Raw genomic sequence first — 20102 nt, forward strand, 5'->3', positions numbered from 1 at the left:
TTGTTGTGCTACGTTGATTTTACGTATTGCTGATATCCTTTGGCCACCGGTTTTGCAATGGTGGTGTTATCGAAGTCTGTGTTGAATCGATTGAGAGGAACGGTTCATCCCTTCAGCGGATCAACGGCATACTCGTTCCTCCGCACCGCTGGCGCATGCCGACAGTCCCAACAAAATAAGCGGGAGCAGAAACCCGATCACAAACTCCTGCTTATCATTTCCACAGCCATAAGCCTGGGATCCCCGATCCCGAAACAATAACATACCAATGATCTGGAATACGACAAACCCAACATTCAGATTCGTAAACCCTGCCGCTTTTCTTGTCCTTTTGCGCATGAACGAGACAAGCCACAATCCACTCATCGCCCATCGCTTCGCGGCTATCTGCCAGTGGTGGTGGACGTGAAAACTGGTGGCCGACGCTAAACGCGACGCATTACTGGAGATTGCCGCCACTATCGTCTGGATGGACGCCCAGGGATTGTTACACCTCGGAGAGACCCATGCCTGCCATGTGGAACCTTTTCCTGGGTTGAATATCGACCAAAAAGCGCTCGACTTTAACGGCATCGACCCACATCATCCTTTCCGGCTGGCCCTGCCGGAAGATGAAGCGCTGAGGAAGGTTTTCTCCCCGATCCGCAAAGCGGTCAAAGAGAGCGGCTGCAAGCGCGCCATTCTGGTGGGACACAACGCCTTTTTCGATCTGGGGTTTCTCAACGCCGCAGTGGAACGCAACAAGATAAAACGCAATCCGTTCCATCCCTTCAGCACCTTCGACACCGTATCCCTGGCGGGACTGGCCTATGGCCAGACCGTGTTGGCCCGGGCCGCCAAGTGCGCTGGCATGGAGTGGGACAGCGACGCAGCCCACTCGGCAATCTATGATACGGAGCAGACAGCGGAGCTGTTCTGCAGGATCGTCAACCGCTGGCAGACGACCCACTCACCCAACCCCTGGGACGGTGCAATACTGGAGGGCAAACCAGAGCAGTAGATCCGAGCCAGTCCTGACAACCCACAGCGGGCTGACTATTCAGCGCCCCCTGCCTTCTCCGCCGCCTCTTTGACCATCGTCTGCAGTTCGCCGTTGGCGTGCAGTTCCAGGGTGATATCGCAACCGCCAATCAGTTCTCCATCAATATAGAGCTGGGGAAAGGTGGGCCAATCCGCATAGCGGGGCAGATTTTCAAAAATCTCGGGATCCGACAACACATTCACGAAAGAGAAGGGAACTGCGCAATCCTGCAGGGCGGCAGCCGCACGAGAGGAGAATCCACACATGGGAAACTGGGGCGTGCCTTTCATGTAGAGCACCACCGGATTGCCTTCCACTTGCTCACGGATACGATCCAAAACGTCCATCTGACTACCTCTTCGAATGTTCAGTTGATCAATGCTAGATGGGGGGCTCCCCTGGATAATTCAAGCATTGATTGTATAAGAGAATACTAACCTTCCAGAGGCCGGGAGAAAACCTGGATTTAGGCAGGCTTTTATTATGGACAAAGCGTACTGGACGTGACTCAATTCAACAGACAATGCCAGTGCGTCTTTCAGTCCTGGGTAATGACTTCATCAGCTTTACTGGGTTCCGGTAATCCACTGGGATGGTTATGGGCAAAGATTACGGCTGCTGAGTTATGAAGAAGACAGCGCATCACCACTTCTCTGGGGTGAACGCTGGCTCCATCGTCACAGGGACAGAGGTCTGATACAAATCATCACCGCATTGAACAAGTGGATTGTTTTCAGCTACATAGCCAATAGTCTTCTGGAAAGTGTTACTATTCATGGTTAATCTACTAATAAGGGAATGGAAGTAACAATAAAAACAGGTAGAGCAGGGAAAGGTACTGGCGATAGGAAGATGGCCCCAAATCAAAGCCCGGAACAAATAGCACGAGACAATATTGACGACTTGCTCAAGGCGTCAGGCTGGAGCGTCCAGGATAAAAAGAAGATTGATTTGACTCAAGGTCAGGGACAGGCCGTTCGGGAATTTCCAACCGATACCGGCCCAGCAGATTATGTGCTGTTCGTAGACAAGAAAGCGGTCGGTGTCATCGAGGCCAAGCGCAAAAGCAAAGGCGAAAACATCACCACCGTAGAAGACCAGACCGAAGGCTACGCCAGCGCCAAGCTCAAATGGGTCACCAATAATGAGCCACTGCCGTTTCTCTATGAGAGCACCGGCATCATCACCCGATTCACTGATGGCAGAGATCCCAAACCCCGTTCCAGAGAAGTCTTCACCTTCCATCGACCTGAAACACTAAAAGAGTGGCTGGAACAGGGCGACAGCCTCAGAACCCGTCTAAACCAGATACCACTGCTTAATCCATCCAAGCTGCCAGCCAAGGAGCTTGGACTGCGTGACTGTCAGGAAACAGCCATCACCAATCTGGAAGACTCCTTCAAGCGGGATTTGCCCAGAGCCCTGATACAGATGGCCACCGGTGCCGGCAAGACCTATACCGCCATCACCGCCATGTACCGGATTCTCAAGCACGCCAAGGGCAAGCGCATTCTGTTTCTGGTGGATACCAAAAACCTGGGCGAACAGGCCGAGCAGGAGATGCTCTCCTTCACGCCCAGTGACGACAACCGAAAGTTCACCGAACTCTATGCGGTACAGCGACTAAAGAGTTCTAATGTCCCCAAGGATACCCAGGTCTGTATCAGCACCATTCAGCGCATGTACTCGATATTGAAAGGCGAAGAGCTGGATGAAGTCCTGGAAGAACTGAATCCGGCAGAACAGCTCACCAGGCCGAAAGAGCCCGTACCCGTCGCCTATAACCCCAAGGTGCCGATTGAGTTCTTTGACTTCATCTTCATCGATGAGTGTCACCGCTCCATCTACAACCTGTGGCAACAGGTACTGGACCACTTCGATGCCTACCTGATTGGCCTGACTGCCACACCGGATAACCGCACCTACGGCTTTTTCAAACAGAACGTGGTCAGCAACTACGATCGTTAAAAGCGCTGGCATCAGTTACGTATTGCTCTGTTTTAACGATCCAGACCCGGCACATAATTTAGGTCTGTGGATACTGCTTCATCCTGACCTGAAACACACAGCGAGAGTCCTAGCATTTCGATGCGACCACATGACCAAATCCATCCATGATAAACAGGATTTGTTTGAAGGTGTAGTCCGGCGTCTTCGATGAGTGCAGTTTGAGGTCAGAGTAACAACTGTTCTTGGAGTTGTTACTCTGACCCCAAACTTCAGTATCATTCACAACTCCTCATCTACAATCAGCAGCGCTACATATCATAAAATTCCCTTAGCGTGACACCCACCATCACACTCACGATCCTCTGGCCGATCTTATTTTGGTGCCGGTGACGGTCATTTCTCACTACACCCTGACAGATGTGGTGAAACCTCCGGTCACGCCTGTCCTACGGTAGCGGGTGGGCCTCGATGGCAATCCATGCCCTTTGAGGTACCGTGCGGTAGAGGAGACCCTGCCAGCGTGGAGCGATCCGTGTCACTATCGCCGGCGCTTAAAGAACAGGGTGAATGGCCCCATCAGCCAGGTATTCACTTATTGACCGGTGCCGCCGGGCGCAATGGTTTCTTATGACTTGAGACCAATATGCTCTGTCAGGGGTTGATGGATTTCACCGCCGAGTCCACTGGCAGCTTTATCTTCACTCGTATAGATAGCGGTGACTCCGTCAGCGTCTCTTATGACCCGGCCAGCATCCCACCCAACCCCGACATGCTCCCCTTGCTGCAACAAATTCTTCAAGGCCAGGCAGAACCATCCACCCGGCAGCAGTTTCGGGAGATGTGGAGGGATCGGGTGATTCGCATCCTCGAGGATGGAGGTGAGAAGACCATCACATTGAGCGGTCAGTGATATCATTCAGCAAACAATTAATTCCTCTTCATTATTTCTAACCGTCGCGATTACCGATACGACTTCATATAGCACCCTATATGTTTCTAAATTAGGTTGTTTGCGCGGATAATTCCGAAATGCACAGATATAACTCGTTGAATAATCAGAACTACAGCAGGGTAACCCTTTGATTCATAAGGCAAGGAAAAGGTTCGGCCAAAACTTCCTTCACGACACCTCAGTCATCCACCGGATCGTGCGCGCAGTCGATCCCAGAAAAGGCGACAATCTGGTGGAGATCGGACCTGGTCAGGGCGCGATCACCCTGGAGCTGCTGCTGATCCTTAAGAAGATGCAGGTAGTGGAGTTGGATCGGGATCTGATCGAACCGCTGGCACGTCGTTGCGGCCCGGTTGGTAAAATCAGGATCCACAACGCAGATGCCCTGAAGTTTGACTTTGGGACACTGGCCCAACCAGATCGCCCGCTACGGGTAGTCGGCAACCTACCCTACAATATCTCAACGCCTATCCTTTTCCACCTGTTGCAATATGCCGATTGCATCAAGGACATGCACTTCATGCTGCAGAAAGAGGTGGTGGAGCGCATGGCCGCCGGACCTGGATCTAAAACCTACGGCAGGCTGTCGATCATGCTGCAGGCGAAATGCGAAATCACCCGACTGTTTCACATCGGCCCCGGCGCCTTCAATCCGCCGCCAAAGGTCGACTCTGCTTTTGTACGCCTGATTCCTCACACAAAGCCGCCGGTGCAGATCGATGATGAAACACTGTTTGCACAGCTTGTGACCCAGGCATTCTCCCAGCGCCGCAAGACCCTGCGCAACAGCCTCTCAAAAATCGTCACGCCAGAGATCATACAGAGCGCGGGCATCGATCCCACCATCCGTCCAGAACAGTTACCACTGGCGGCCTTTGCGGAACTGACAAACCTGGCTTGCAAAGCCCTGGACTAGTCCCTATATATTGATACTCCAGGAACGTGACACTGCAGAAAAAATAAATTGAGGCAAACGGACATGAGTGAGGAAGGAAAACATCCGGATAAGGACGAACCTGCGAGTAATAATCCTCTAACCCGCTCAAACGAGGCCATGCCCGGCATCATTCATCTACTGCCTGTCACCGCCCGGCCTTTCTTTCCCGGCCAGGTCGTTCCCCTGCTGATGGAATCGCAGAGTTGGGTCAGCACGATGGAAGCGGTGGGTGATACCGATCAGAAGATGCTTGGCGTGGTGCTCACCCCACTCCAAGTCAGCCGAATCCGCACAACCCAACGAATTCATGAAGATCGGCACTGTCTGCCGGGTACACCGGGTTCAGCAGTCGGACGACCGCCTGCAAGTCCTTGTCGAGTGTCTGCAACGATTCCGCATCGTGCGGATGATCGGTGACACACCGCCATTCACCGCCCAAATCGAATATCTGCCCGAACCCAGCCGCAAGCAGGCTGATGAGATCAAGGCCTATGCCATTGCGGTGATCAACACCATCAAAGAGCTATTGCCACTCAATCCGCTCTATGCGGAAGAGCTGCGCATGTTTCTCGACCGCTTTGGACCTGAGGATCCCTCGCACCTGACCGACTTTGCCGCCAGCCTGACCACCTCTGACAAGGTTCAGTTGCAGGCTGTGCTTGAAACCCTCGAACTGCTGCCGCGCATGGAGAAGGTGCTGGAACTACTGCACAAGGAGCTGGAACTGGCCAAGGCACAGGCATCGATCCGCAAAAGCGTGGAAGAGAAGATGGATGGCCAGCAGCGTGAGTTTTTCCTGCGTGAACAGTTGAAGGCGATACAGCAGGAACTCGGTATCGAAAAAGATGACCGTACTGCGGAACTGGATAAGTTCCGCGAACGTCTCAACGGTCTGACCCTGACCGATCAGGCGCAGAATCGCGTCGACGAGGAGATGGAAAAACTCGCCATGCTGGAAACCGGCTCTCCAGAGTATTCCGTCACCCGCAACTATCTCGACTGGATCACTCTGCTCCCTTGGGGCGTCGATTCAGAAGACAAGCTCGACCTGGAATTTGCCCGCAAGGCTCTGGACAAAGACCACTATGGGCTGGATGACGTCAAAGAGCGCATCCTCGAATTCCTCGCCGTCGGCATCATGAAGGGACAGATTGCAGGTTCCATCATTCTGCTGGTGGGTCCGCCCGGCGTGGGCAAGACCTCCATCGGGCACTCCATCGCGGAGGCGCTTGGGCGCGAGTTTTTCCGCTTCTCCGTCGGCGGCATCCGTGACGAGGCGGAAATCAAAGGGCACCGCCGCACCTATATCGGCGCCATGCCGGGTAAATTCATTCAGACGATGAAAGAGGTGGGCACCGAAAACCCGGTGATCATGCTCGATGAGATCGACAAGATCGGCACTTCTTACCACGGCGATCCCGCATCCGCGCTGCTGGAGGTACTCGATCCGGAGCAGAACAGCGACTTTCTCGACCACTATCTCGACCTGCGATTCGACCTCTCCAAGGTGCTTTTCATCTGCACCGCCAATCAGTTGGATACGATTCCCGCACCACTGCTCGACCGTATGGAGATGATCCATCTCTCCGGATACATCGCCAGCGAGAAACTGCAGATTGCACGTAAATACTTACTTCCGCGCCAGCTCAATAAAGCCGGACTTAAACGCCGCGACATCAAACTTAACAGTCCAAGTCTTCGTGCCATTATCGAAGGATATGCACGAGACCCCGGCGTACGCCGGCTGGAAAAACAGATCGGCAAGATCGTGCGCAAATCTGTGGTCAAGATCCTTGGCGGTGCTGAAACCCCCATCGATGTGCCACCTGAGGCTTTGAAGGATTATCTCGGTGGTCCGGTTTTCCGTGATGAACGCAACATGAGCGGCCCGGGCCTGGTAACCGGACTGGCCTGGACCGCCATGGGTGGCGCCACCCTTAATATCGAAGCTGTGCGCACCCACACCTTCAATCGGGGCTTTAAGCTGACCGGCCAGTTAGGCGACGTCATGCAGGAGTCCGCAGAGATCGCCTACGGTTATATCCTCAGCCACGCAGAGGCCTTCGGCGCCGATCTCGGTTTTTTTAAAAGAGCCTTCATCCACTTGCACGTGCCGGCTGGCGCCACGCCTAAAGACGGCCCCTCCGCCGGCATCACCATGGCATCCGCCCTGCTCTCTCTGGCCCTCGACAAACAGGTGCGGCATCTCGCCATGACCGGAGAACTCACCCTTACCGGCCAGGTTTTCCCCATTGGCGGCATCCGGGAAAAGTTGATCGCCGCCCGGCGGGCCGGCATCCGCGAGCTTATACTGCCGGATGATAACCGCAGCGACTTTGAAGAGGTGCCCGACCATATCCGCAAAGGGCTGAAGGTCCATTTCGTCTGCAGTTTCGAGGATGTGTTGCCACTGCTTTTTCGAGGCTAGATGTAGGCGGATTCAAACGCAGCGGAACCGGCAACCACATCCGTTCAGCTAATTCAATAGTGCCGAATCCACTACGCTTGATCAGGCCTACACGCATAACAGATGAACATTCATACAAATCAGAAACCCCATTAATGGCCGCTTGATAATCGTCAATGTCAACCTATAGTGCGCCATTTATGCTTCGGCTTTTGAATATCGACAGGCATCATGGCAGTTATCCAACTCGGCGAACGTCCGCCAACACCAGACAATAGCAACAGCCTCGCCCCATTTGCACTCGGGTTCCGACCATTTTTTATCCTGGCCGGCCTTGGCGCCGTGCTCATCCTTGGCACTTGGCTCGGAATCTGGTCCGGCCACATTCCGGCCCCCGAATACTATGGGATGATCGGCTGGCACAGCCATGAGATGCTGTTCGGCTATACCACTGCAGTCATCGCAGGCTTTCTGCTGACCGCTGTACGCAACTGGACCGGTATCGACACGCTAATCGGCAAACCCCTTGCCGCCCTCGCCCTGGTCTGGCTTGCCGGACGGCTGGCGCCCTTCATCCCCATTCTTCCCGATCCCGTGATTGCGATTAGTGATCTCCTGTTCTTGCCGCTCTTTGCCTTGGCGCTCTACGACCCCTTGATGCGGGCGCAAAACAAGATCAACCGTGTCTTTCTGCCAATGATCAGCGTCATGGCTCTGGCTAATCTGTTGGTACACGCCCAGTCACTTCATCTCTTTGACACAGCAATCCAGGGCAATGACCTGATGCTGAACACGATACTGCTGCTGCTGATCCTGGTCAGCGGACGCGTGCTCCCCTTCTTCACAGAGAAAGCCGTAACCGGCTCTCAACCCCGATTCAATCGCAACCGTGAGCGCCTGGCGTTCGGCGCCATCATCCTCTGGACACTCAGCGAGCTGCTTTTCCCCAACCCCTGGCTGCTCGGCATCCTGGCGCTCGCCGTCGCATTTTCACAGCTCTGGCGTCTCATCGATTGGTACCATCCCGGCATCTGGCAGGTACCGATTCTCTGGGTGCTGTTTACTGGCCTTGCCTGGTTTGCCCTGGGCTTCCTGTTGAATTCGCTCGCCAGCCTGGAACTGTTCCCGGCGAACCTTGCCACACACGCGCTCACCACCGGCGCCGTCGGGATATTGACCCTGGGCATGATGGCCAGGGTGGCGTTGGGGCATACGGGTCGTTCACTACAGCCCCCCAGACTGGTGGAACTCAGCTTTATTGCAATCAACCTTGCGGTTGCGCTGCGTGTTTTCGCCCCCTATCTTGTCCCGGACCAATACGGCCTCTGGATACAGCTCTCAGGGGGGCTGTGGGTGCTCTGTTTCCTGCTCTTCACCCTCTTCTACCTGCCGGTACTTTTGAAGCCTCGTATAGATGGCCGTCCGGGTTAGCTGACAAGCGAAATAGATGAATACTATCCATACGGCATCACGATAGTAATTTTTGCTGTTGACTATTTAATAAATTACTAATATTCTTTTGTACCAGAAGGCAGCAGCACCGCTTTCAAAAGGTTTTCAAACAAACATCCATGAGGATTAAAAAAATGTCTAAGATTGTTAAAGCCGCAGCAGCTGCTGCTCTGATCGTTGCTTCCGCTTCCGCTTCTGCCTGGTGGGGCGGTCCTTGGGGTAATCGTGGTTGGGACAACAATGGTTTCGGTGACGGCTGGGGCGACGGTTCTGGTGACTTCAGCTTCGGCATGAGCGGAAGTGCTCGTGGTTCTGGCTATGGCCGCGGCAACAACCGTTACAATAACAACTACGGTTACGGCGCTCCTTACGGTTACGGCGCTCCTTACGGCGCTCCTGCTGCTCCCGTAGCACCTGCCGCTCCTGCCAAGTAATCACCCTTTGGTGATCGCTGACAGTTAGCGAAGGCACAGTATTTGTGCCAATCCACACAGGCGGACATTTTGTCCGCCTGTGTGCGTTTTGGGCCGCTATTTTCCACTGCCCTGCAATAGATCCAAGTCGACAACTTCCTCAGGCCGGATACCAGGAATCCATAGTGAATGCTGGCCAGCTGACTGCCATACGCCTGCAATCCTTCTCCAGAATCACCCATCGAATCTTCAAACTACCGTATTAGACCCTCCTTTTTCACCCAGCACGCCATTATGCGGCGCCAACTGGAAATAGCACACCAAAGCTCCCACCTACACGATACAGCTCTTTCACGGAGAGAAAGGAACAGGCTAAGCGCTGCTTGCCCGCTCCATCCTCAAAAACAGCCATATTTAAGATACCCATACAAGCACACCGAAGCGAAGGAGGGTTTGATCAAGATACCGAACAGGGGTACGTTGTTACTGTATGAGATTGCAGCCAAGGCTCCTGAATAGATCCCACATTTTTTGGCGGAAGTTAATAATAACGGCAACACTGCGCAGCAAACTGCGGGGCAATGTGAGCGAGTCTTGAGGCAATAATCTCCGATATAATGTCGGGGTCAGACTTTGGTTGTAAGCAATCCACTTCAGGGTTGTTAAAAAACTCACCTGCAACGAACTGTGACATTCACGATAATTGATGATTATTTAATTTGGGGTACTAGCATGTACGGAACCACCGGCTTAATTTCAAGTCTTTTAGGCGCCTATCAGATGTCAGAGGTGTCGATGCGCTATAGCCGATTCATTCCTCGCTTTTACAATTTGGCAAAATCACTGGGGTTCGAGCGGGGGAAGATCATGCCCTCCCGGGCCTTCTGCTCTGATGAGAGCCAGGGGTATCCGATCATATTGATTGCAAAACATTTCGGCTCCTTCCCATTTAATCACGGTCTGGTGGGTGGCATTGTTGCCACTGACAGGCATGCCCCCCATGCACATCACGGCAAGGATCTGGTTATCATTCAAGCCAGCCATGTGGGTTATGACCCGGAAAACGGACGATTTGGGGTCTATCGCAGACTCCAGACCGAGAAGACGAGCGAGACCTCCAACTGCGGAAAGATCTGCGGCGCACTGGATTGGTATCAGCGTGAATATGCGTTCGCACGGGACAATATTTTTCTCTATAGGGAAAACGGTGAAAACAAGGTCATTGTAGACAACCTCCTGCTGCATGCAGAACGCAACGAAGGCCTGCTGCTCAAGTTAGATAGAATCGTGAAGGTGGACGCTCAGGGCAATCCAATACCGGAAATATCAAAAAGCACCGCAAAGGTTTTTTCTGCTTCGCCGGCTCTGCTTGATTATCTGGAAGACTATGAGTGGAAGCAGGATCGCGCTGAACCTATCGGCCGCCGCCTGCATCCTGACCTTTTCTTCTATAAACGTGAAATCAGCCATCATCATGAGGGCCGGGATCATCTGGAGAAAAATCTTATCGATGTAATGCCCTATGTTGTTACATCGCAATGGCCGGCACTCACGGCTGCTCAGGCAAACACTCAGGTAGAGTTTGACCGGGCCTTTAGAACCATCCTTCAAGAACCCGCATACAGTAATAAAAAGATCTTATTCATATCGGGGCTGAATGTAGATATCTCACCACAGGAAGGACAGGTGTTCCCGCTTACAAAGTTCATTCCATGGGCCGCTTACGTCCAGGACGAACATGGAAATCATCAGACCTGGGAACAGACTGAACTCTATGAACAACTGCTGGCGCAGTCAACAGAGAACCCGGATCAGATTGATCTGGAGATGGCAATCGAAATCATGGAGAAGGAAAAAGAGATACGGTTACCCTTTTAGCAAACAAAAAGAGGACAGCGCACATTGTTGGGTTACGGCCCAAAAGAGGGCCTAACCCAACCTACCCAAGAGGTTTGCCATTCGGGACAGATCTACTTTTTCGGATGGACAAGCCGCCAATTTCAAAAGCCCGCGAAAAGCGGGCCATATGACAGTTTATATCGCTGGCATCCGTCAGAACGGAATATCATCATCAAAATCATTATCAGGCATCGGCGCAGGTGCGGGCGCGGGCGCGGATGCTTGCGGCTGCGACGGGGCCGACTGCTGTGGCGCAGGTGCGTTATCGAAGGAGGCACTGCCGCCGCCCCGACTGTCGAGCATCTGCATCTCACTGGCCACAATCTCTGTGGTATAGCGATCCTGACCATCCTGCCCCTGCCACTTACGAGTACGCAGACTACCTTCGATATAGACCTTGGAGCCCTTTTTCAGATACTCGCCCATGATCTCGCCAAGGCGGTTGAAGCCCACTACGCGATGCCACTCGGTTCTCTCCTGCTGCTGGCCTGTGTTCTTGTCTTTCCAGCTTTCGGACGTTGCCACTGTGACATTGGTAACCGCTCCACCGCTCGGCATGTAACGGGTCTCAGGGTCTTTACCCAGATTGCCGATCAGGATTACTTTGTTGATTCCTCTTGCCATCTTTCCTCCTTAGACTCCAAGATTTGCAGCTTCCCTGCCTGTGGAGCGCTGTATAAATTTAATTGGTTCAACTCCCCTGCTGCAAAAAGGCAGCGGGTGGGAGTTTAGAATAACTGATTTATGCCTCAGAGACACAATAGGGATCCAGCGCAGATTCATCAAATAACGCCAAATCCACTTTCAGATAGGCGACACCATCCTCGACGATGACAACTGCCTGAGACACTCCGTCAACCTCGGTCAGCTTTCCTTCGAGCAGACTGGCCTGTTGTAGATCCATACTGCCGACCGGCAGGAGGAAGTTACTGAGCTGCTTCGGATCGTTCATGCCCCGCGCAATCAATAGCCAGAGCAGGGCAACCCCACCACAGAAGAGGAAGACCCCTTCAATGCCGAACCGGGTATGCACCAAACCACCCAGCAGGCCACCACCGAAAGCACCGAGGAACTGCGAACTGGAGTAGACACCCATCGCCGTGCCTTTGCGCTCACCCGGTGCCATCTTGGCAATCAGAGAGGGCAGCGTCGCCTCCAGCAGATTGAACGCGGTAAAGAAGACCAGTAGTCCCACTGCCATGCCAATCAGACTGCTCTTGAACAGATAGAGTCCGAACAAGGATAGCATCAGCGCCGCAACGGCACCGATGAATACAGGTTTCATCCGCTGCTTGCTCTCTGCGGCAATGATAAAGGGGACCATCGCCCCCATGGCCAGCAACATCACCGGCAGATAGATTATCCAGTGACTCTCACTGACCAACCCAAGATCGCGCAGGACCAGCGGATAGGCCAGGAACAGCGCGGTAAGAATCATATGGAGGGCAAAGATACCAAAGTCGAGCCGTAACAGTTCCGGCTCCGCCAACACCTTACCAAACTGCCCAGGCACAGCCTCAGCATCGCGATGAAAAACACTCTTTGCCGGTGTCGGCACCACAAACAACACCACCAAAATCCCGCCCAGAGCAAGCCCTGCAGTCAGCCAGAAGATACCGGGGACGCCGATCCAGCTATTGAGCACGGGTCCCAACACCAGGGATACCGCAAAGGCGAAGCCTATACTCATGCCGATGATCGCCATGATACGCAGGCGCCGCTGCTCACGACTGAGATCAGCCGCCAGCGCCATGATAACCGCAGCTATCGCCCCACCACCCTGCAGGGCGCGTCCGAGAATGATGCCCCAAATATCATCGGCAGATGCAGCCACCACGCTGCCAAACGCGAATATCAGCAGGCCGGCGATGATCACAGGTTTGCGCCCGACGCGATCGGAAAGCATGCCGAAGGGAATCTGCAAAACAGCCTGGGTCAGACCATAAACACCGATAGCCACACCGATCAGCAACGGTGTCACATCTGCCAAACCTTCGGCGTAGAGGGCAAAAACCGGCAGAATCAAAAACAGACCCAGCATGCGCAGGGAAAATATTCCTGCCAGAGAAAAGGCTGCACGCCGTTCAACCGGGTTCAGGCCCGATGCACCATCCCCTGCTTTCGTCATAACTGATCCACTTTGCCACTCGCTAAAAAGAGGGCGTATAGTAGCAGGTTCGCTCAAATAGATGCACACCGCTGAAAATGCGGTTTTACGGGCCACAGAGCCGCAAAACAAAAGATGGAAACAATCCGAATTCGTGGGGCCCGTACCCACAACCTGCAGAATATCGACCTCGATCTGCCCCGTGACAAGCTGATCGTCATTACCGGTATATCTGGTTCCGGCAAGTCATCCCTGGCCTTCGATACCATCTACGCCGAGGGCCAGCGCCGTTATGTGGAATCACTCTCCGCCTACGCAAGACAATTTCTGTCGCTGATGGAAAAGCCCGATGTGGACCATATTGAAGGTCTCTCACCGGCCATCTCCATCGAGCAGAAGACCACCTCCCACAACCCGCGCTCCACCGTCGGAACCATTACCGAGATCTACGACTATCTGCGTCTGCTGTTTGCCCGCGCCGGCACCCCACGTTGCCCGCAACACGATAGCGTGCTCGAAGCACAGACCGTCAGCCAAATGGTGGATCAGATACTTTCCCTGCCTGAGGGAAGCCGCCTGCTGTTGTTGGCTCCGGTAATTTCCGAGCGCAAGGGGGAACACCACAAGCTGTTGCAGGAGATGCATGCCCAAGGGTTTATCCGCGCCCGTATCGACGGCGAGATCTTTGAACTCGACGAGCCGCCGGAGTTGGAGCTCAACAAGAAACACAGCATCGAAATCGTAGTGGATCGTTTCAAGGTGCGCCCCGATCTGGCAAACCGGCTAGCAGAGTCCTTTGAGACCGCACTCCATCTCTCCGACGGCCTTGCCCGGGTCGCCTGGATGGATGAGAGCGGCGAAGAACTGGTCTTCTCCTCCCGCTTTGCCTGCCCGCAGTGCGGCTACAGCCTGCCGGAACTGGAACCGCGTCTCTTCTCCTTCAACAACCCGGTGGGAGCTTGTCCCACCTGCGACGGTCTTGGCGTGGAGCAGTTTTTTGACCCGGAGAAGGCGGTCGCCCACCCCGAACTCCCTCTGGCCGGCGGCGCCGTACGGGGCTGGGATCGCCGCAACGCCTACTACTACCAGATGATTACCTCTCTGGGCCGCCACTACGATTTTGATCCCGAAACACCTTGGGAGGATTTGCCGGAGAAGACACGCAGGGTTATTCTCTACGGCAGCAAACGGGAGTCCATCAAGTTCAGCTATTTCAACGAACGTGGCCGCTCCACCACCAAGACCCACCCCTTCGAAGGTATCATCCGCAACATGGAACGCCGCTATCGGGAGACCGAATCCAACGCGGTGCGTGAGGAGCTTGCACGCTATATATCAAGCCAACCCTGCCCTCAGTGTGGTGGTACGCGTCTCAATGAAGCAGCCCGCCACGTCTTTATCCTGGATCATAATCTGCCGAGATTGACCGCATTGCCCATCGGCAAGGCCCTCGGTTTCTTCTCTACACTGGAACTTCCCGGCAAGCGAGGCGAGATCGCCTCCAAGATAGTGAGTGAAATAGAGCAACGACTCAGTTTTCTCGCCAATGTGGGCCTCGACTATCTGACCCTCGACCGGAGCGCAGAGACACTCTCCGGCGGGGAAGCGCAACGCATCCGGCTCGCCAGCCAGATCGGTGCAGGCCTCGTGGGGGTCATGTATGTTTTGGATGAACCCTCTATCGGCTTGCATCAGCGGGACAATGAACGCCTGCTAAAGACGCTCATCTACCTGCGGGATCTGGGCAACACCGTCATCGTCGTTGAACATGACGAAGAGGCGATCTGCATGGCCGATCATGTGGTAGACATCGGACCCGGCGCCGGTGTGCATGGAGGCCGAATCATTGCCGAAGGCACGGCAGCACAGATCAAAGAAAACACCGAGTCACTTACCGGCCGGTATCTTGCCGGTGTCATGTCGATAGCAATCCCTGACACACGCACACCCTGCGATCCCGAACGGCAACTTCGGGTTATCGGTGCACGCAGCAACAACCTGAAGTCGATCGATCTCTCCATTCCGGTCGGCACCTTTTGTTGCGTCACAGGGGTTTCCGGCTCCGGCAAGTCGACCCTCATCAACGACACCCTATACCCTGTCTGCGCTGCCGTTTTAAACGGAGCCAACACATCCCCGGCACCACACGACGAGGTGCTTGGTCTCGACCTCTTCGACAAAGTGGTGGATATCGATCAGAGTCCTATTGGGCGCACCCCCCGCTCCAATCCGGCCACCTACACCGGCCTCTTCACCCCGATCCGGGAACTCTTTGCCGGCACTCCGGAATCCCGCGCGCGTGGCTATTCTCCAGGGCGTTTCAGTTTCAACGTCAAAGGAGGGCGCTGTGAAGCCTGCAGAGGCGATGGCGTCACTAAGGTGGAGATGCACTTTCTGCCCGATATCTATGTGCAGTGCGATATCTGCAAAGGCAAGCGTTATAACCGCGAGACCCTTGAAGTCAAATACAAGGGCAAAACTGTCGACCAAGTGTTGAACATGACTGTGGAGATGGCGCTTGAGTTCTTCGACGCAGTCCCGTCCCTCAAGAGAAAATTGCAGACCCTGATGGATGTCGGCCTCTCTTATATCTCATTGGGACAAAACGCCACCACACTCTCCGGCGGTGAGGCACAACGCGTCAAGCTCTCCCGCGAGCTATCGAAACGCGATACCGGCAATACACTCTATATCCTCGATGAGCCGACAACCGGGCTCCATTTTCATGACGTCAAACACCTGCTGGAAGTGCTCCACCGCCTGCGTGACCACGGCAACACCGTCATTGTCATCGAACACAATCTCGACGTCATCAAGACTGCAGACTGGGTTATCGACTTGGGACCGGAAGGGGGGGATAAAGGTGGTGAGATCATTGCGACCGGAACCCCGGAGACCGTAGCGAATATAGCCGCATCCCATACCGGTCGGTATCTGAAACCACTGCTTGAGCGAAAACGCTAGGTCTGATCAAGCGTAGCGGAACCGGCAAACACTGCTGGATTGACCGAATCCATTGCCTGATCCGCTGCGCCTGATCAGGCCTACGAACTGCCTATGATTGTTATCGGATCACCAAGCCCTGCATCAAAGCGCTTCCGGGCACTACCCTGATTGACCGCAATCTCGATCAATCCCATTGAATTTGCATACCAGAACGGCTCTCCCGGTGGGCATTCACTAAAGATCAATCCAGCGTTGATTCTCTGGTTTGCAAGCACAATCGCTGAAGTCTCGTCGACAGCAGCAGCACGCATGCCGGTAATCAGGTTGCCGAAGCCATCAATATAGATAATTTTTGACAGGTCGTCTGGAAGTCCACAACCCATTATCTGGGCAGTCGTCAGGGAGTCTCCCTGAACTGATTCGTCAGCGGCAATTTTGGCAGCCACTGGTGCAAAGAGGTCTCTGCCATGGAAACTATTGGAGAGCACCTTTGGTCGCCAGGTTATCGACCAGATTCTGCATTGGGATGCCCTGCGCACAACCAGTGCAAGCAGGCCATTATCCGGCCCCACATACCATTTTCCATCTGCCTCCACCATGAGGGGCTGACGACTGCCCCCTACTCCTGGATCCACTACACAGACAAATACCGTTGCAACGGGAAAGGGATCCGTTAGTCTTGGGATGAGATAAGCTGAAAGTTCAGAAGTGAACCGTGGCAGATCGGAGATCAGATCGACAACGCGGAATTGCTCTGAATGCTGCAGGATTGCGGCATGCATCTGTCCGGTATAGGGACCGGTCACACCAAAGTCGGTAAGTGTGGCAATCAGTTTAGGCACTGTGGGACAGCAGACAATAAAAAAGCCGGGGTAGACCCGGCTTTTTTATTAATCTTCGCTTTCGCTCGATTCTTCTTCGACAGGCCTGTCGACAAGCTCGACAAATGCCATCGGCGCTTTGTCACCATCGCGATAGCCACATTTAAGGATACGCAGATAACCACCTGGACGATCCTTGTAACGAGGACCAAGGTCGGTGAACAGCTTGCCGACTGCGGCATCGTCACGCAGGCGTGCGAATGCCAGCCGGCGTTTGGCAACGCTATCACTCTTGGACATGGTAATAAGAGGCTCGGCTACACGGCGCAATTCTTTTGCCTTGGGCAGAGTGGTTTTGATCAATTCTTGGTTGATCAATGAAACAGTCATGTTGCGAAACATCGCCTGGCGATGACTGCTGTTACGGTTCAATTGCCGTCCGGATTTGCGATGACGCATGGATCGACTTCCCTAAAATCTAATAGTTAATGAATTCGGTGTTAGCTGATCAGTGCATAAACTGATCGTCGATGCCTTCCGGCGGCCAACGCTCGAGGCGCATGCCAAGAGAGAGTCCGCGGCGGGCAAGGACATCCTTGATCTCTGTAAGAGACTTCTTGCCAAGATTAGGCGTCTTGAGAAGCTCAACTTCCGTCCGCTGAATCAGATCGCCGATCAGGAAGATATTCTCAGCCTTCAGACAATTTGCTGAACGAACGGTGAGTTCGAGATCATCCACCGGGCGCAGCAGGATCGGATCGATTGTCGGCTCTTCGGGTTCGGCAGTCGCCTCGGCAGCTTCGGCCTGCAGATCAACAAAGACAGAAAGCTGGTCGCGCAGGATGTTTGCTGAACGACGAATCGCCTCTTCCGGATCGATTGTACCGTTGGTTTCCAACTCGATAACCAGACGATCCAGATTGGTGCGCTGTTCTACACGTGCTGCTTCAACTGAATAGGCGACACTGCGCACAGGACTGAATGAGGCATCGATCTGCAACATGCCGATAGGACGATCATCTCCAGCGGCACCCTGACGGGCGGCGGCGGGCTGATAGCCACGACCACGCCTGACCTGCAGTGTCATGTTGATCTCGCCAGACTTAGTCAAATTTGCAATCACATGATCCGGATTCGAAATCTCAACATCATGGTCAAGTGTAATGTCGCTCGCCAACACGGGACCGGGGCCCTTTTTCTGCAGTTTCAGGGTAGCCTCGTCACGCGCGTGCATTACCAAGGCAACCTGCTTCAGATTGAGCAGAATATCCAGCACATCTTCCTGCACACCTTCAATCGTGGTGTACTCATGCAGAACATCCTGGATCTCAACGTCTGTAATCGCAGAGCCCGGCATAGATGAGAGCAGGATCCGGCGCAGCGCATTGCCCAAGGTATGACCAAAACCTCTTTCCAGGGGTTCTAAAGTCACTTTTGCATGGGTCTCGCTGATCGACTGCACATTCACAATGCGCGGCTTGAGAAACTCCGTAACACTTTCAGTCATGAATCTTCCTCTCGACAGACCTTACTTGGAGTACAATTCAACGACGAGTTGCTCGTTGATTTCCGCAGACAAGTCGGCACGGTCGGGAACACGCTTGAATGTTCCCTTCATCCCTTTGGGATCGACTTCAACCCAGTCTGCAAAACCATACTGCTCCGCTAATGCGAGCGCACCCTGGATGCGTACCTGTTTTTTCGCCTTTTCACGAATCGTGATCTCGTCGTCGGCGGCTACCTGGTAGGAAGCGACATTCACGATCCTGCCATTTACCAGAATTGCCTTATGGCTGACAAGCTGACGCGCTTCTGAGCGAGTGGAGCCGAAGCCCATGCGGTAGATGACGTTATCGAGACGACACTCGAGAAGTTGCAGCAGGTTCTCACCGGTTGCACCCTTCTGCTGCGCAGCAGCCTTATAATAGTTGCGAAACTGACGCTCCATCACACCGTAGATGCGACGTACTTTCTGCTTTTCGCGCAATTGCAGACCGTAGTCAGAGACGCGACGACGACGGTCGCCACTCTGGCCCGGAACCTTCTCCATGTTACACTTGGAATCTAAGGAACGGACGCGGCTCTTCAGGAACAGATCTGTTCCCTCGCGGCGACTCAATTTACATTTGGGACCAATGTACCTTGCCATGATACGACTCCAGAATCAGACCCGGCGCTTCTTAGGAGGCCGGCAACCGTTATGCGGTATAGGGGTTACGTCGGAGATGCTGGTAATCTTGAATCCAGCATTGTTCAAAGCACGCACGGCAGACTCACGACCAGGGCCAGGGCCTTTGACGTTAACGTCAAGATTTCTTACCCCAAATTCCTTGACCATCTGACCTGCACGATCTGCTGCAACCTGTGCAGCGAATGGAGTGCTCTTGCGTGAACCACGGAAACCGGAACCGCCGGCAGTGGCCCAACCCAGGGTGTTGCCCTGACGGTCGGTAATGGTAATGATGGTGTTATTAAACGACGCGTGTACATGCGCGATGCCATCAGTAACGGTCTTTTTGACCTTCTTCTTGGAACGGCCAGTTGGTTTTGCCATTATCTGTTCCTGCGAACTCGTTTATGCGTGAATCTTAACGCTTGATCGGACGACGTGGACCTTTGCGGGTCCGCGCATTGGTCTTGGTGCGCTGACCACGCAGCGGCAGACCACGACGATGACGGATGCCCCGATTACAACCGAGATCCATCAGCCGCTTGATATTCATCGAAACCTCACGACGCAGATCACCTTCGACTGTGATCTTGCCGATGATGGCACGAATTGCATCGACCTGACCCTCGCTCAGCTCCTGGATCTTGGCAGAAGGCTCAATACCAACCTCTTTACAGATCTCTGTGGCGCGAGTGCGACCAATGCCATAGATCGATGTCAGCGCAATGACTGCGTGTTTGCGATCTGGAATGTTGACTCCTGCGATTCGAGCCATTCTCAATTCTCCTGAACTTCTCAAGCGACTTTCGTTGAGCGTAAGCGGTCAATAGTACCCACCCCCGCTAAATAAATCAAGCGGCAAATACTAATTCACCTTGCGATTTTAGCCTTGGCGTTGCTTGTGGCGGCCTTCTTTACAGATGACCCGCACGACGCCTTTGCGGCGAACGATCTTGCAATTACGGCAGATCTTTTTTACCGATGCACGTACTTTCATGAACCTGTCTCCAAAATCCCATCAGTGCAG

The 20102-nt window shown here is 53.9% G+C and carries 17 protein-coding genes and 3 pseudogenes; 9 read left to right on the forward strand and 11 right to left on the reverse strand.

The window, feature by feature from the left end:
• Positions 1-387: 387 nt before the first annotated feature.
• Positions 388-1000: pseudogene (gene rnt / locus G9Q73_RS12720) on the forward strand (ribonuclease T).
• A 35-nt stretch (positions 1001-1035) separates the two neighbouring features.
• Here the strand turns inward: rnt and grxD are convergent.
• Both grxD and G9Q73_RS19695 read right to left on the reverse strand, forming a co-directional pair.
• The gene (gene grxD / locus G9Q73_RS12725; protein ID WP_177420115.1) at positions 1036-1368 is read right to left on the reverse strand and encodes a Grx4 family monothiol glutaredoxin; all 333 of its coding nucleotides are present in this window, start codon (positions 1366-1368) and stop codon (positions 1036-1038) included.
• Positions 1369-1565: 197 nt separating this feature from the next.
• A pseudogene (locus G9Q73_RS19695) lies at positions 1566-1697 on the reverse strand (JAB domain-containing protein); the annotation flags it as partial.
• A gap of 176 nt (positions 1698-1873) precedes the next feature.
• Between G9Q73_RS19695 and G9Q73_RS12735 the strand changes: the two are divergent.
• The 7 genes and pseudogenes from G9Q73_RS12735 (at position 1874) to G9Q73_RS12765 (ending at position 11010) form a co-directional block, all read left to right on the forward strand.
• Entirely contained in the window at positions 1874-2989 is a 1116-nt protein-coding gene (locus G9Q73_RS12735) for a DEAD/DEAH box helicase family protein (protein ID WP_304956599.1), read from the forward strand.
• Positions 2990-3614: 625 nt separating this feature from the next.
• A complete protein-coding gene (locus G9Q73_RS12740; RefSeq protein WP_177420116.1) occupies positions 3615-3881 on the forward strand; it encodes a hypothetical protein in 267 nt (88 codons plus the stop codon).
• Positions 3882-4050: 169 nt separating this feature from the next.
• Positions 4051-4839: a 16S rRNA (adenine(1518)-N(6)/adenine(1519)-N(6))-dimethyltransferase RsmA gene (gene rsmA, locus G9Q73_RS12745; protein ID WP_177420117.1), complete on the forward strand. Its 789-nt coding sequence runs from the start codon at positions 4051-4053 to the stop codon at positions 4837-4839.
• A gap of 63 nt (positions 4840-4902) precedes the next feature.
• Positions 4903-7288 (forward strand): annotated as a pseudogene (lon, locus tag G9Q73_RS12750) (endopeptidase La).
• 210 nt (positions 7289-7498) lie between these two features.
• Positions 7499-8698: an NnrS family protein gene (locus tag G9Q73_RS12755; protein WP_177420118.1), complete on the forward strand. Its 1200-nt coding sequence runs from the start codon at positions 7499-7501 to the stop codon at positions 8696-8698.
• 155 nt (positions 8699-8853) lie between these two features.
• Positions 8854-9153, forward strand: a complete 300-nt coding sequence (locus G9Q73_RS12760) for a sulfur globule family protein (protein ID WP_177420119.1) — start codon at positions 8854-8856, stop codon at positions 9151-9153.
• A gap of 759 nt (positions 9154-9912) precedes the next feature.
• Positions 9913-11010, forward strand: coding sequence for an LCIB family protein (locus tag G9Q73_RS12765; protein WP_246345245.1), 1098 nt, complete (start codon positions 9913-9915; stop codon positions 11008-11010).
• Between the two features lie 174 nt (positions 11011-11184).
• On the opposite strand, the gene ssb is transcribed toward G9Q73_RS12765, so the two are convergent.
• Both ssb and G9Q73_RS12775 read right to left on the reverse strand, forming a co-directional pair.
• Positions 11185-11655: a single-stranded DNA-binding protein gene (ssb, locus tag G9Q73_RS12770; protein ID WP_177420120.1), complete on the reverse strand. Its 471-nt coding sequence runs from the start codon at positions 11653-11655 to the stop codon at positions 11185-11187.
• Between the two features lie 118 nt (positions 11656-11773).
• Positions 11774-13159, reverse strand: coding sequence for an MFS transporter (locus G9Q73_RS12775; RefSeq protein ID WP_246345246.1), 1386 nt, complete (start codon positions 13157-13159; stop codon positions 11774-11776).
• A 114-nt stretch (positions 13160-13273) separates the two neighbouring features.
• On the opposite strand from G9Q73_RS12775, the gene uvrA reads away from it, so the two are divergent.
• On the forward strand, positions 13274-16102 hold the full coding sequence (gene uvrA, locus G9Q73_RS12780; protein ID WP_177420121.1) for an excinuclease ABC subunit UvrA: 2829 nt from the start codon (positions 13274-13276) through the stop codon (positions 16100-16102).
• A gap of 80 nt (positions 16103-16182) precedes the next feature.
• Here uvrA and G9Q73_RS12785 read toward each other — a convergent pair whose 3' ends face one another.
• The 7 genes from G9Q73_RS12785 to rpmJ form a co-directional block, all read right to left on the reverse strand.
• The gene (locus tag G9Q73_RS12785; RefSeq protein WP_369408891.1) at positions 16183-16926 is read right to left on the reverse strand and encodes an SAM hydrolase/SAM-dependent halogenase family protein; all 744 of its coding nucleotides are present in this window, start codon (positions 16924-16926) and stop codon (positions 16183-16185) included.
• Between the two features lie 48 nt (positions 16927-16974).
• On the reverse strand, positions 16975-17364 hold the full coding sequence (gene rplQ / locus G9Q73_RS12790; protein WP_177420122.1) for a 50S ribosomal protein L17: 390 nt from the start codon (positions 17362-17364) through the stop codon (positions 16975-16977).
• Positions 17365-17413: 49 nt separating this feature from the next.
• Positions 17414-18412: a DNA-directed RNA polymerase subunit alpha gene (locus G9Q73_RS12795; RefSeq protein ID WP_177420123.1), complete on the reverse strand. Its 999-nt coding sequence runs from the start codon at positions 18410-18412 to the stop codon at positions 17414-17416.
• Between the two features lie 21 nt (positions 18413-18433).
• A complete protein-coding gene (gene rpsD / locus G9Q73_RS12800) occupies positions 18434-19054 on the reverse strand; it encodes a 30S ribosomal protein S4 (protein ID WP_177420124.1) in 621 nt (206 codons plus the stop codon).
• 15 nt (positions 19055-19069) lie between these two features.
• Complete coding sequence (rpsK, locus tag G9Q73_RS12805) at positions 19070-19459, reverse strand: 30S ribosomal protein S11 (RefSeq protein WP_177420125.1); 390 nt, start codon at positions 19457-19459, stop codon at positions 19070-19072.
• A 34-nt stretch (positions 19460-19493) separates the two neighbouring features.
• Positions 19494-19850: a 30S ribosomal protein S13 gene (rpsM, locus tag G9Q73_RS12810; RefSeq protein WP_177420126.1), complete on the reverse strand. Its 357-nt coding sequence runs from the start codon at positions 19848-19850 to the stop codon at positions 19494-19496.
• Positions 19851-19958: 108 nt separating this feature from the next.
• On the reverse strand, positions 19959-20072 hold the full coding sequence (gene rpmJ / locus G9Q73_RS12815) for a 50S ribosomal protein L36 (protein ID WP_177420127.1): 114 nt from the start codon (positions 20070-20072) through the stop codon (positions 19959-19961).
• Between the last annotated feature and the right edge of the window lie 30 nt (positions 20073-20102).

This window comes from endosymbiont of Lamellibrachia barhami (assembly GCF_011947365.2).
In the GTDB taxonomy this organism is placed as follows: Bacteria; Pseudomonadota; Gammaproteobacteria; order Chromatiales; family Chromatiaceae; genus QGON01.